Annotated in this window: 14 protein-coding genes; 9 read left to right on the forward strand and 5 right to left on the reverse strand. The window is 49.1% G+C overall.

Translation table 11 applies throughout. The annotated features are described in order from the left end of the window. Window positions 1–14 precede the first annotated feature (14 nt). The 9 genes from AAGA79_RS11495 to tsaE all read left to right on the forward strand — a co-directional run bounded on the left by AAGA79_RS11495 (window position 15) and on the right by tsaE (window position 5940). A complete protein-coding gene (locus AAGA79_RS11495; RefSeq protein ID WP_411825950.1) occupies window positions 15–575 on the forward strand; it encodes a ribonuclease H-like domain-containing protein in 561 nt (186 codons plus the stop codon). Window positions 576–746: 171 nt separating this feature from the next. Then, entirely contained in the window at window positions 747–1727 is a 981-nt protein-coding gene (locus AAGA79_RS11500; RefSeq protein ID WP_411825951.1) for an MDR family NADPH-dependent oxidoreductase, read from the forward strand. A 68-nt stretch (window positions 1728–1795) separates the two neighbouring features. Continuing rightward, on the forward strand, window positions 1796–2194 hold the full coding sequence (locus AAGA79_RS11505) for a prepilin-type N-terminal cleavage/methylation domain-containing protein (RefSeq protein WP_411825952.1): 399 nt from the start codon (window positions 1796–1798) through the stop codon (window positions 2192–2194). Continuing rightward, a complete protein-coding gene (locus AAGA79_RS11510) occupies window positions 2191–2637 on the forward strand; it encodes a hypothetical protein (RefSeq protein ID WP_411825953.1) in 447 nt (148 codons plus the stop codon). The genes AAGA79_RS11505 and AAGA79_RS11510 overlap by 4 nt, the downstream gene beginning before the upstream one ends. After that, window positions 2637–3395 carry a hypothetical protein gene (locus AAGA79_RS11515; protein WP_411825954.1) on the forward strand — a complete coding sequence of 253 codons (759 nt, stop codon included), beginning with the start codon at window positions 2637–2639 and terminating at the stop codon, window positions 3393–3395. Before AAGA79_RS11510 ends, AAGA79_RS11515 begins: the two co-directional genes overlap by 1 nt. Then, window positions 3392–4171 carry a hypothetical protein gene (locus tag AAGA79_RS11520; protein WP_411825955.1) on the forward strand — a complete coding sequence of 260 codons (780 nt, stop codon included), beginning with the start codon at window positions 3392–3394 and terminating at the stop codon, window positions 4169–4171. The genes AAGA79_RS11515 and AAGA79_RS11520 overlap by 4 nt, the downstream gene beginning before the upstream one ends. Further along, window positions 4168–4653, forward strand: a complete 486-nt coding sequence (locus AAGA79_RS11525) for a hypothetical protein (RefSeq protein WP_411825956.1) — start codon at window positions 4168–4170, stop codon at window positions 4651–4653. Before AAGA79_RS11520 ends, AAGA79_RS11525 begins: the two co-directional genes overlap by 4 nt. A gap of 73 nt (window positions 4654–4726) precedes the next feature. Next, a complete protein-coding gene (locus AAGA79_RS11530; RefSeq protein ID WP_411825957.1) occupies window positions 4727–5530 on the forward strand; it encodes a DUF3108 domain-containing protein in 804 nt (267 codons plus the stop codon). Beyond that, window positions 5527–5940, forward strand: a complete 414-nt coding sequence (gene tsaE, locus AAGA79_RS11535; protein WP_411825958.1) for a tRNA (adenosine(37)-N6)-threonylcarbamoyltransferase complex ATPase subunit type 1 TsaE — start codon at window positions 5527–5529, stop codon at window positions 5938–5940. Before AAGA79_RS11530 ends, tsaE begins: the two co-directional genes overlap by 4 nt. 181 nt (window positions 5941–6121) lie before the next feature. Here the strand turns inward: tsaE and AAGA79_RS11540 are convergent, their stop codons facing one another. The 5 genes from AAGA79_RS11540 to rbfA form a co-directional block, all read right to left on the reverse strand. Beyond that, a complete protein-coding gene (locus AAGA79_RS11540) occupies window positions 6122–7417 on the reverse strand; it encodes a DUF1501 domain-containing protein (protein WP_411825959.1) in 1296 nt (431 codons plus the stop codon). Between the two features lie 22 nt (window positions 7418–7439). After that, window positions 7440–9365: a DUF1549 domain-containing protein gene (locus AAGA79_RS11545; protein WP_411825960.1), complete on the reverse strand. Its 1926-nt coding sequence runs from the start codon at window positions 9363–9365 to the stop codon at window positions 7440–7442. A gap of 284 nt (window positions 9366–9649) precedes the next feature. Further along, a complete protein-coding gene (gene htpG, locus AAGA79_RS11550) occupies window positions 9650–11494 on the reverse strand; it encodes a molecular chaperone HtpG (RefSeq protein WP_411825961.1) in 1845 nt (614 codons plus the stop codon). Between the two features lie 139 nt (window positions 11495–11633). Continuing rightward, the gene (locus AAGA79_RS11555) at window positions 11634–12029 is read right to left on the reverse strand and encodes a (deoxy)nucleoside triphosphate pyrophosphohydrolase (RefSeq protein WP_411825962.1); all 396 of its coding nucleotides are present in this window, start codon (window positions 12027–12029) and stop codon (window positions 11634–11636) included. A 101-nt stretch (window positions 12030–12130) separates the two neighbouring features. Then, on the reverse strand, window positions 12131–12496 hold the full coding sequence (gene rbfA / locus AAGA79_RS11560) for a 30S ribosome-binding factor RbfA (RefSeq protein ID WP_411825963.1): 366 nt from the start codon (window positions 12494–12496) through the stop codon (window positions 12131–12133). Between the last annotated feature and the right edge of the window lie 9 nt (window positions 12497–12505).

Here is a 12505-nt window from a genome sequence, read left to right on the forward strand (position 1 = left end):
TCCATCCTCGCTGCGTGCCTGAAAAGAACATCGTTTACTTCGACCTCGAAACCCAACGCAGCATCAGCGACGTCGGAGGTTTTGCCAACAAAGCAAAGCTCTGTATATCAGTCGCAGTTACCTACTCCACAGCAACCGGCGAATACGTCATATTCGGTGAAGACGATGCGGATGCACTGGCAAGCGTTCTATTAAAAGCAGATCTGGTGGTCGGCTGGAATCACCTGGGCTTCGATTACCCGGTCCTACAGCCCTATGTCCTTCAGGACCTCGCCGAGCAAACGCTGAATCTCGACATGATGCTGGACGTTAAATCCCTCATGGGGCGCTTCCTGAAGCTGGATAACGTCGCATCTACCTCTCTAGGCACAGGAAAATCAGCAGACGGACTTGATGCCATCCGCTGGTGGCAGGCGCATAAAAAAACCGGAGATTACGAACCGCTCGGTAAAATTGCCGAATATTGTGCCTACGACGTAAAGGTCACCCGTTTTGTACACGAGTTCGGCATGCGGAACGGCTTCATCAAATATGAAGACGCCGGAAATATTATCGAGCTACCGGTGAATTGGTAGCCCGCTTGCTTAGACCAACATTCCAACCACCTGGACGACCGTCCAGATGAACGTCAGAATCAAGGCTACGAGGAAAATTTTAATAATCGTTTCAATGGAAGTGCGAGTCATTGCGCCGTGGGGATACCCGCGCATACTGTGATTTGCAAAACAAAAACAATCACTCCTATCATGAAAGCAAGCAGACTCATTTTTGAGAATCACGGAAAGCCACTGGAAAAAATCCAGTTTGAAGACTTCATACTTCCATCACTCCAGGATGGTGAAGTTCTTATCTCGATTAACGCCGCCCCGATCAATCCGGCTGACTTGAATTACATTGAGGGAACCTATGGCATCAAGCCCGAGCTCCCTGCTACCGGAGGCATCGAATGCGCCGGCACTGTTATCGACAGTAAATCTTCGGATTTCATAGAAGGAGATATGGTCATCCCGCTTAAAAAAGTAGGTGGATGGGCCTCCCATGCAATCACGACGGCGGATAACTTGATAAAACTTCCTTCTGATATTGACCCACGTCAGGCATCAATGCTCAAGGTGAACCCCGCAACCGCTTGGCTGCTTCTCCAACATTTCGAGAAACTCGTAGAGGGCGATACAGTGGTTCTCAACGCATCTAATTCGGGTGTAGGGCAATGTGTAATCCAGGTCGCGGCCAGTCTGGGGATCCGCACTATTTGTTTTCTACGAAACCTCAGCCTCGAGCAGGAACTGCTAAATCTCGGTGCCAGTATCGTACTCCCGGACAGTGCGGAGGGGCTAGACCAGGCTCGTTCCGAATACGGAAAGGCGCCCGCATCTCTCGCCTTCAACGCAGTTGGCGGTGATAGTGCGCTGCGATTGCTCAAGCTACTCAAAACCGGAGGAACACATATAACCTACGGGGCGATGGGTTTGAAACCACTCACTATCCCCAATGGTCCACTTATTTTCGGCGACCTTCGTATCAGGGGACTTTGGGTTACAAAATGGATGGATAGCGCATCTCCACAAGACCTGAAGAGAGTTTACGACCAACTCGCAGAACAAGTGACAAATGGATCTTTAATTCAAAAAATCGACTCCACATTTAAACTATCCAATTTTAAGGAAGCCCTCCTTCGATTGAATGCGGACGGCCGCGATGGGAAGATACTGTTCAAGAACACTTAATCGGAAGAGCTTCGGAAACATTGATTTCATTCTTTTCAAGGTGTTTTATATACGCTAACTAAAAAGCAATGAAAATGTCTTCGCCTGCCAAAGGCTTCACTCTTGTCGAAATGACAGTTGTGATCCTGGTGTTATTAACTTTGGTTGGCGTAGGTCTTGGTGTTTCCGGCCAATACGGGAAGTGGCAGCTTGGTCGTGCGGCAGCAGAAGACCTCCGCTTTGTATACTCCGCTCAGCGTATGTTCTTGTCCGATAACCCGACAGTTTTGGTTGAGGACATCACCGCAGCCGATGTAATCCCATACCTAGCTAACCGCGCGACAGAGTTACCTACGGTTAAATCCCTGGATGGTGCAATCTTCACTATTGATCCTAGTGTTTCGCCCCCGACCGTCGTTGATGGATCTGGGGGAGTTTATGACCCATCCGGCAGCAGCACTGATTTACTCTGGGATGTGGGAGAATGAAATCTGCAGCAGTCATTATTTACTTTCTCACTGCCTTCGCGATGGCACGCGCAGGTGAGTTTCGTCACGTCGGAGATTATCTCCTAAACGCCCACTATAAGCTGACAGGGGCCGAAAAAGTGCCTACCCCCATCAAAACAATGATCTTTCATGCCTATACCGATGGGATAACCATACGGCTTTTTGCAGAAGACCAAGAGGATTCTTATGCCAGTTATGAGATTTATCGATCTGATGGTATTGCCAGGCAACGCTCTAGTTCAGGCGCGCTTGAGGTAATTCCTGGCATCCAGGCATCCTCTTGCAATGGTGGCATCCTACGTCATCTCAGGCTTTCGAAAGAATCTTTCACACTTACCACCTTTCCTGGTGTTTCTGACCAAACTATTGTCAGCCATGCCGTTGCAGCAACTCCCAAAGAAGCTGATACAGCCAAGAATTAATGAAAGAGCTCCCCTCACCCGATAAACCAAAGGAAATATCGAAACCCATTCCCGGTATCCCCCTTCAGTCGAAAACTGGAGGATACTCCACCTCTAACCGGAAAGTTGCGGCGTGTCCTGTCCAGAGAGTCTATCCTTGGCTCCTGTTTGCCAGCACCGCGGTGGCTGCAACCTTCTGTTTGGCCTATATAACCAAACCCGTGATTCTTGCAGGTCCTTCGCCTTCACTATTCGACGAGGGTCAAACGAACTCCACTGTAGATGCCGCCACAGTCCAACCTGTGGAAAACGAATTAGCCCCAAGCCTGGATGGGCTGCCGGGGGAAAATGAGGCAAACCAGGGTAACCGTTCAGGCTCGGATACCCCGGCCTCCCCTTCCGCCTCCGACTTCGAGGAGACAAATATTCGTGTGCAACATGCTTTGGATGCCTCCAGCCCAGGCGGAGAGGTGAATAGGATCGTGATTGATGTCCCGGTCCTCTACCAAAGCAGGAATCTCAGATGGTCGCAGCAGGAAGCGGCAGAAGCACGCATCCTACTGGACAGACTCTCGCTGTATCAGGAAAACGTCCGAGCTCTTCGGGACCAGGGAAACCAACTCCGCAATGAATGGAATGCACTTCTGGAAAAATCCATTCCCTCACAAGCCCTGCGGGTCGACAGTCCTTCCCTGCCAACAAACCAGAAAGATCAGTTCTCACCAAATAATAACGGTGATACTTCAAATTCTATCAAGCTGCGCAAACCGAACGAATGAAAACAAATTCTATCAAATTTCTCCCGTTTGTATTGCTAACTTTAGCCACCGCACACGGACAGAATCTCGAGAAGTCGGAGATTTCCGAAGACGTTCAGAAGGCTATCGAAGAATTCAATAGTAAGCGGGCAAGTGGAAATAAGGAACCTAATGAAGTGGTCGTCGTTTTTGAACCAACTGCTCCTGCTACGAAACAAGCCCCACAGAAGATAACTGAGAAGCAGGTCACCACTGAATTACCGCCGGAAATCAAACCAATTCTGGTAAGCGGAAAGCAGCCCGAGGAACTCGCCGGTCCGGAGCCAGCCCTCCAAATAGCTCCGCCGATAGAAGATGGACTAACGATCCGCGTGAAACCGCTGACCAAGGGAGATGGCACAATCGACCCCAGCAAGGTCACGCTCAAAGCCCCTTTTCCGGCAAAACCACTCGCGAACACCCCTCAGGATTGGATCTTAATCAAATCACCGGATGCACCCACTTTTAAGGAAGTTGTAGAATTACAGCCGGGGAAAAAAATTACTTTGGAAATTCCGCCACACGTTCTGGTTCCTGTTTCCGATGGCCAGAATCATTTCTCTATCCTTGAGCCGGGGTTCAATAACAAAGAGGGTTACAGCCAGACCGAGACAGTGGATGCGATCCTCAGCAGATCGATCACCCAGCTGGACGAGGACTCCAAGCAACTCAGCAATGCGTTGTCCGATCTTCATCTTCTTTTAGCCTCGCTGCCTGCACCAGACGAAGAACCAGCACAAACGCCAGCCGATCAATGAGCCCTAATACTCCAATTCTCTGTGGCACACTACTTGCAGCATTCATGGCTGCGGGAATAAGCCATTTCTGGTCGGTGGAACAGTTCATCGCGACCTATCCCGCAACGTTGGATATGAAACTAGTGCCCGTTTCAGAACCTGTAGAATTACCTCAGAATTCTCCGATGCCTTCAGCGCCAAGTTTTGGAAAACAACTTGCAATGATTCCAGCTGAAACCAATGAAAGCTCTACAGAGCTGGAGGCGGCTGTGCTCACAATGTATGGTGAGCTGAAGGAAATAAGGAAAGAACGGGATACCTTGGTAAATCAACTCGCGGAAACGAATCGCGATATCATGAAGATGCAGTTTCAGATTGATACCCATTCGGAATCGTTTAGGCCCCTTCCTACCCAGGAAAGAGATCCGATGTTTTTCGAACCGGACTACAATGGCGGAGTATTGCCACCCAGGGCCAGTCCGGTCTATTTGCCGGAAGATTAGCGTATGAGAGGATGTACGGTATGATTCAGGAACGAGAAACTGAATCAAATTTCAACATTACCGTCCAAGTTCCATGCTAAGATTATTTTTACTCAGTCTGCTACTGATTCCCTCCACAGGGTTCTCAGCTCCAGCGTGGGAGGCGACACTTACCTCACAGAACAAAGGACCGCACCCGATACTACAGCCTTCCACGATGGAGTTCACCCTCAGCTGGAAGGGTATGTTGAAAGCCGGGAAGCTCGATATCCAGATCGCCCCCGCCGGAGAGAATAAAAAAGGCTCACTGGTCGTAAAATCAAACGGTTCCAGTCTTGGTGCGGCATCAGCCATCTATCCATATTTGCATAGCTACTGGTCGGAACTAGATCCCTCCACACTTCGCTCACAATATTTTCATTCCACTGAAAAGGACTCGGAGGAAACCATCGTAACGCAAAACCGCTACACTGCCCACTCAGCCAAGGTTTCAGAAATATCAAAGGACAACGATACTGGGAAAGTGAGCACCCATTCCCTCCTGTTTCCATATGGGCCGGCACGTGACGTATTCTCCGCACTCCTTCACATACGTAGCCAAAGGCTCCTCCCGGGCGAAGAGCACGTGCTCCTGATCCTCCCTTTCAAAAGCCCATATATTCTGAAGGTCCGTTCTGAAGCTAAGGAAAAGCATATGGGAAAAGATGCGATTCGTTTGAGCTTCTCAATGCGTAAAATCGACACCGGAACTAATGAACTCCGGACCTACAAAAAGCTTAAAAAGCCAGTAACCCTTTGGCTAAGTGACGATGTGGATCGAATTCCGCTAGAGATCCGTGCGTCTGTATTTATTGGAGATGTTCGTGCAGAACTCACTAGTTTCACAAAAAATCCATGACCCCTGAAATTCTCAATTCTCCACATGAAATGTCGGAGTGCGGCGCAAGGTTCGCCTCGCAGGCTATATCCGGAAGCGTATTTGCCCTCATAGGGGATCTAGGCGCAGGTAAAACACACTGGTCGAAAGGATTTATCCGGGAAATCGATTCGAATGCTACAGTAAGCAGTCCCACATTCAGTATCGTGAACGAATACCGGGACGGAAGACTCCCGGTGTTCCATTTCGATTTTTACCGCATGAAATCAGAGGAGGAATTAATCAACCTAGGATGGGATGAATATTTGGACGAAAGCGGAATCTTGATCTGCGAATGGGCAAATCTTTTCCCCGGATTAATGCCCAAGGACACCATCTGGCTGAACATCAGCCAGATCTCGGAAACATCGAGAGAATTGAAACTGATCTGAATTCCTCAGTATCCGGCAACTGACATTGCTGTGTTCGTCACATTTGCCGCACTCCGGGCCAGGGCCATTGGAAGGCCGCATGAATTGAGGAGGAGACCAACTAAAATTAAGGCGATAAATCGGAAAGATAATTTCATTTTTGCTGAGTAGGTTATTTAGGCAACTGAGTCGTCGCGACACCCTATCCAAAAATTGATGTCACTGGCGAACCTTTATCAGCAAGCTTGAACGGACGCTTACTCGGAGACATCAGAACAAGATCGTGCGGTAAGCCGAGGGCGTATCCGATTGTCGCGTTGAAATCCTGAACTGACATTCTGTTCTCGACGATTTTCTTACCAGTTGCATCGGTAGATCCATACCTTTGCCCTCCCTTTACTCCACCACCGGCAAGGACACAGCTGAATGCGGCCGGATAGTGACCACGGCCGTTGTTGTCATTGACCTTGATATCCGGCGTACGACCGAATTCCGTAGCGACTACCACCAGAGTATCCTGGAGCATCCCGCGTTTTTCCAGATCTGTAAGCAATGCAGCATACGCCTGGTCAAACTCCTGGCAGCGACCTTCCACCGCTGTAAAGTTGTCGAAGTGCGTATCCCATCCACCTAGCTGGACTTCCACGAAACGCACCTTACTTTCGACCAAACGTCTGGCCAGAAGACATCCCTGGGCGAAGTTGCCCTTACCATACATTTCCCGGGTTTCCGAATCCTCCTCACTGAGGTCGAATGCTTTGAGATCTTCGGAATTCATCAATCTGACAGCGTCCTTGTAGAGATCTTCGTAGGACTTCACATCCGTATTCTGGTAACGGGAGTGAAACTGCTTGTTCAGCTTATCGGCAAGGGAGAGCCGTCTCTCGAAAGATTCCTCCGAAACTTCACCCGGCTTTACCGAGTCCTGCAGTCCGGATTCCGGTTTGCCAATAGGAGCGGCCGAGAATTTCGCACCGAAAAATCCACCGCCACTTTGGCTGGCAGGAGTATTAATGGCAACATATCCGGGTAGTTCCGGGTGGAGTTTTCCTCCAAGCTTGAGAACCCAGGAACCTAGAGAAGGATGGGTGATTGTTCCCCGCTGGTTATAGCTTGTGTGCATCACGTAAGCGCCTTGCTCATGCGCTCCCTGTGTCGAGTTCAAGGAACTCAGGATACACATCTTGTCGGTAACAGCTGCGGTCTTGGGCATGTAGTTGCTGACTGCAATCTCACCCTTGCCCATGACGGCTTTGGTCGGGCCCATTACGTCTTTGTTCTCTTTCGGGTCGAATGTGTCCAGATGGCTCATTCCCCCGGACATATAGAGGTAGATAACGTGTTTGGCCTTGGATCCCTTCGATGCGCCTTCCGCTGCGGCACTGGCAATTGTAGGGCCAAGCATAGGGAATAGGTGCACTCCCAGGTAAGCCCGAGCTGCGTTCAACATGAATTGACGGCGGGTCGGCTCGTCTGTTTTGTTAAGAAATTGTTTCATCGTGGTTTTTTTGAAGTTAATTTTATTGGAGGAAGAGAAATTCAGACGACATCACCAGTGCTGAGACGATATTGCGGAATCCTTCATCACCTTCGGCTGCTACTTCTTCCATCATCCAACCCATTTCTTCTTCGTTAGGGGTGCGGCTCAAAATCGCTACATATAATCTCCTGATTTTCTCTTCGTCGGTGCTTGCACCTTCCAGGCTATCATAGAGGTGAGCTCCACTGTTATTCACCAACTGACGCTGTACGAAGCCATTCATCATCGCTAGGATCTGGCCTACATTCGGCTCTAGGCTGGCTCCCTCCACGACTTCCCTGCCGGATGCACCAAACACATAAAGTAGATGATCCGTTGGGGCTGGCGATGGTAGCTCGGAGGCGCGAACAGGATCATCCCTCCTGTAGGTTGTTCCTGTTGATCCACTCATGGACATCATATCCATATTTTCATCCCTCTTCTTGTTCTTGTTCCCTTTTCCACCACTCCTCACTTGCGCTTCAAAATCATAGAAAAATGCCCGGACCTCCTTCTCGGTCTCCAATGCCAAAATTTCTTTCGAAAATTCGATCATATCCATTTTGGAGCCGTAGGCTGTGCCCTTTGCGACGGGAATACGTGTATCGAGAGACCTGATGGGTTTTTTGTCAGGATCGCCATCTGCAAGCGTAATCAACGAATCCCAAATCTGCTCGGCCGCAAGACGTTCGATTTTCCGACCGTGAAAATCATCTCCACCTGCTAGTGTTGAAGGATTGGGATTCGTGGCAAATTGGAAGGTTTTGGTCAGCATTAGAACGTGCTGGAAGGCGCGGAGATCGTAATCGAGATCTACCATCAGCTTCGTTACGTATTTTGTGAGTTCCGGATAAACCGTTTTTTCAGCATGAACATACTCATCGACCGGTTCGTAAATTCCTTTCCCCATGATTCGCTCCCACATCCGATTTGAAATTACTCCGGGAAATTGCGGACCGGTTTGCGCGGTAATCCATTCCGCGAACAATATTCTGGAACCCCCTTCATCCCTACGGTCAGAAGTTCGGATAGACTTACCGAATGGAGTTTTACCTCCTACGAACTCTCCGGGGCTTCCATCCCGGTACTGATAGTCTCCCGGAAGCTTAATCCGGCCAGCCCCTCCTCCGCTGAGAGATAAAGAATAGACCTCATCCCTGATAAATTTAACAAGCTTGTACCCCTCCCTGTCCTCTAGTCGATTGCTGAAATACTCGCGGTAAATTTTGTTGAATGCGTCCGCATTCACCGGCTCCTGCCCTTCTGTGAATGCCGCCAAATTGTAGAAATCCATGCGTTCGGTTTCTTCGAACGGGTCATCGTGACATTGTGCGCATTCCATATTCGAACCTAGAAAGATCCGCATTGTATTCGCCAGATTGTCCAACGGCATCCCTCTATCGATCGTGTAGTAACCCACTGAAGCAGTCTCTGGATTCCAACCATTTCCGGAGGTACCTACCAACGCGGAAACGAATTCATCCCATGCCATATTATCCTTCATTGCCTGACGAATCCAGTTCCGGTAAGAGTCGAAATTGCTTTGATTATTGCTATCGCGAAGGCGGAGTAAATCAAACGCCCAATTCGTCATTTGGCTCGAATATCCGGGTGATTGCATCAAGTAGGCTACAAGTTCCTCACGCTTTGAATCGTCTTCGATTTCAAGAAAAGCCAAGGCCTCTTCAGCTGTGGGAATTCTTCCAATCGAAACCAAAAACGCCCGGCGCATGAACGTAGCATCATCCGTCACATCCGGTACCGGCAGCTTTTTACGCCTGTAGAACTGTGCGATATGTTGGTCTACACCCAGCGCTGCTTTTTTGATAAACTCAATATCATTCCCCGGTTTGGGTATTTCGGCTGAATAGGAAGGGAGAGCTATGAGCGCGGTTAAACCCGCGATAGCTAAAGAGAGGGTTTTCATGGTAGTTTGGGTTCTACTCGAACGTGGGTTTTCGAATTTATAATATCAGTAGGCTCGCGTTTTGAACGCGTCAATCAGAGAAAAGACATCTCCTCCGAACGGAAGTGAGTCAAAATTCGCAAAATTCCGCCAACAACCTTATCAATACAGCTGGCACTCATCACCTTCTTTCAAAAAATGACATTTTCATAAAAAAAGAGGTCTTCCGGTTGAAAACCGGAAGACCTTATATAGAACGTGCTTTATATCCAGATGCTAGATTTGATTCCTCGAATCATCGGGGTTCAGCCCATTGCTTTCTCCATCAAGCTATTCATCCGCTTAATGGTCTCACGGGCATCGTCAAGCAATCCTGCTGAAATAAGAGCATTGTCGAGAAGCTGTGCAGCAACCAGTTTCGCAACTTCAGGTTGACCCTCTGTTATTTCGGAAAGCTTTTTCACGAGAGGGTGACGTGGATTGATTTCAAGCTCCACTTTCACCTCATCTTTGAAGTTTTCGTCCATTGCCTTCATCATCTGACGCACCTGTGGGCTCATGCCATCCTCGGGAACCAATGCAATTACGGGACTATCAACCAAGCGCTTGCCGCTGGAAACCTTGGTCACACCGTCACCTAGTTCATTCTGAAGGTATTCGCATAACTTTGTTATTTCGTCCTCGGAAAGTGAATCTGCACCGGAATCAACATCCTCGAGATCCACACCTGCGTGACGAATCGACGAGAGTTTTTTACCATCGAATTCACCAAGTGAGTCCACCACATATTCATCCACCGAATCGGTGAAATAAATCACCTCAAGACCACGGGCCTTGAATGCTTCGATGTATGGGCCGCTCTCGATATCGTCACGGCTACGTCCGACCAGAAAATAGATCTTTTCCTGACCTTCCTTCATTCTTCCAACGTAATCTGTGAGACTGCAGAGTTCCCCGGCATCGGTCATTGAGCTTTCAAAACGAAGCAACTTGGCCAAGGCATCTTTGTTGGCAAAATCCGTGGCGATACCCTCTTTGAAGAAACGTTCGAACTTCTTATAAAACTCGCGGTATTTCGCCGGATCCGCATTCGCCTCCTTTTCGAACATTTTGATAATGCGTTTGCTGATCACTCCGTTGAGCTTTCTAACCAGCGCACTGTCCTGCATTGTCTCGCGGGAAATATTCAGCGGAAGATCGGCACTATCCACTACCCCTTTCACAAAACGCAGCCAATCCGGCAGCAAGCCCTTCGGCTCGGCATCGATAAGAACCTTCTTACAGTAAAGTGCCACACCGGCATCAACTTTACCAAAGCCCATTTTCTCCGGATTCTCACCCGGCGCAAAAATCAGAGCGTTGATGGAGATAGGAGCATCCGCACTGAAGTGTAGGCGGTAGGCAGGCTCATCAAACCCTTTGCAGGCAAACTTATAGAATTCCTTGTAATCTTCTTCTGAAACTTCCGATTTGCTCTTGAGCCAAAGCGCCTCGACTTCATTGAGGCGCTTATCGTCCATCATGATCGGGAAACCGACAAAGTTGCTGTATCGCTCGATCAAGCCTTTGACCCTCATGTCGTCAGCAAATTCCTCGCTGGCCTCGTTCAGGTAGAGAATGATTTTAACGCCGCGTGGCAACTCATCTACCTCTTCGATTTCGTAGCCGGTCTTACCGTCACTTTCCCAACGGAGACTCTGCGCATCCTGCTTCCAGGAACGGCTGAAAACCTCAACCTTGTCTGCCACCATAAATGCAGAGTAGAAGCCTACACCGAACTGCCCGATGAGCCCCGCAGGACTTCCACCTGTCTCTTTTAGTTGCTCGAGAAATGCCTTGGTCCCGGAATGCGCGATCGTTCCAAGGTTTGCGACAAGCTCCTCACGGTTCATACCGATACCTCGGTCGGTTAGCGTGATCGTCTTCGCGTCCTTATCGATTTCCAGGCTGATCTTAAGCTCATCTCCCGAATCCTTGATGTCCTTCTCGGTCCCTTCCAAGTGACGAACCTTCTCCATCGAATCCGATGCATTGGAAATTAGCTCCCGGAGGAAGATATCCTTGTCCGTATACAGAGAGTGAACCACAAGGTCCAACAACTGCTGAATTTCTGCCTGGAATGCGTGTTTTTCTACTGTTGTATCGCTCATAGTGTTTGATGAAAAAATGTAACAGCGAGGTAGCCCATCCTCCCTGTCCTTGTCAAAAAAAACAGTGTCTTTTACCTTCAGGGCAATGGCTCCCGCCCATTCGACCGAGCAAGATTGACAAATCGTTGACTGGCACTGATCAACCTCTCTTGGCCACCAGGATTTCAGTTACAAAGGGAATATCGGCCGGTGCCCACCTCAGGCTTAACAACTCTTCACCCCTCACCCAGCGTAACTCCTTATGTTCGAGAGCCGCGGGAACTCCTTCTTCTATCTCACACCAGAATGCCCTGAGGTGAATTTTAACATCGCCATCACTCCATTCAACCGGAGCCGAGAATTCTTTCCCCACGGCGACAGTAATTCCCAACTCCTCAGCTAGTTCACGAGCCAGTGCAGCCCGGGGTCCCTCCCCGGATTCTATTTTTCCTCCGGGAAACTCCCAAAATCCGCCCAAATGTTTATCAGGCGCACGACAGCAGGCAAGAAACCTGCCCTCCGTATCTTCGATTACCCCGCAAACGACGTTGATCATAACCCGAAAGTAATCACCAGCTCACTAACCAAGACAAGACCGCATGACACACTCGGAGCGTCAGCGGTCGAAAATTCAATAAGATATGCCGAAAGAGAGCCTTATGCCTCTTCCTCATCTTCAAGAGGAGCTTTCGGTAGTTTGTCAACTTCCTGAAGAAGATTGACAATCTCCACCCCTCTGACGGCTGAGTTATCGTGCTTAAAAGTAAGGACGGGAGTGGATTTCAAAACCACTCGCTTCATTACGGCACTTTGGATGGAACCATGGGCACGGTTCAGCTTATCGACAATAGGCTCTGCTGAGCCACCGATCACACCGATCCAAACTTTTCCCTCCTTGAGGTCCTGAGTTACTTCAACGGCACTCACGGTTACCATCTTACCATTCCACTCATAATCGTGCTGGATCACCGTGGAAATTTCACGGCGAAGCAGCTCGTTGACTCTATCTATACGACGGGACAAAATTTAGTG

The sequence above is a fragment of the Luteolibacter sp. AS25 genome, assembly GCF_046736275.1.
Taxonomy (GTDB): Bacteria; Verrucomicrobiota; Verrucomicrobiia; order Verrucomicrobiales; family Akkermansiaceae; genus Luteolibacter.

What these genes read in the sequence shown, in the direction of transcription:
- AAGA79_RS11500 (WP_411825951.1), top strand. Translation starts at nt 747, where the DNA reads ATGAAAGCAAGCAGACTCATTTTTGAGAATCACGGAAAGCCACTGGAA.
- AAGA79_RS11505 (WP_411825952.1), top strand. Translation starts at nt 1,796, where the DNA reads ATGAAAATGTCTTCGCCTGCCAAAGGCTTCACTCTTGTCGAAATGACA.
- AAGA79_RS11510 (WP_411825953.1), top strand. Translation starts at nt 2,191, where the DNA reads ATGAAATCTGCAGCAGTCATTATTTACTTTCTCACTGCCTTCGCGATG.
- AAGA79_RS11515 (WP_411825954.1), top strand. Translation starts at nt 2,637, where the DNA reads ATGAAAGAGCTCCCCTCACCCGATAAACCAAAGGAAATATCGAAACCC.
- AAGA79_RS11520 (WP_411825955.1), top strand. Translation starts at nt 3,392, where the DNA reads ATGAAAACAAATTCTATCAAATTTCTCCCGTTTGTATTGCTAACTTTA.
- AAGA79_RS11525 (WP_411825956.1), top strand. Translation starts at nt 4,168, where the DNA reads ATGAGCCCTAATACTCCAATTCTCTGTGGCACACTACTTGCAGCATTC.
- AAGA79_RS11530 (WP_411825957.1), top strand. Translation starts at nt 4,727, where the DNA reads ATGCTAAGATTATTTTTACTCAGTCTGCTACTGATTCCCTCCACAGGG.
- tsaE (WP_411825958.1), top strand. Translation starts at nt 5,527, where the DNA reads ATGACCCCTGAAATTCTCAATTCTCCACATGAAATGTCGGAGTGCGGC.
- AAGA79_RS11540 (WP_411825959.1), bottom strand. Translation starts at nt 7,417, where the DNA reads ATGAAACAATTTCTTAACAAAACAGACGAGCCGACCCGCCGTCAATTC.
- AAGA79_RS11545 (WP_411825960.1), bottom strand. Translation starts at nt 9,365, where the DNA reads ATGAAAACCCTCTCTTTAGCTATCGCGGGTTTAACCGCGCTCATAGCT.
- htpG (WP_411825961.1), bottom strand. Translation starts at nt 11,494, where the DNA reads ATGAGCGATACAACAGTAGAAAAACACGCATTCCAGGCAGAAATTCAG.
- AAGA79_RS11555 (WP_411825962.1), bottom strand. Translation starts at nt 12,029, where the DNA reads ATGATCAACGTCGTTTGCGGGGTAATCGAAGATACGGAGGGCAGGTTT.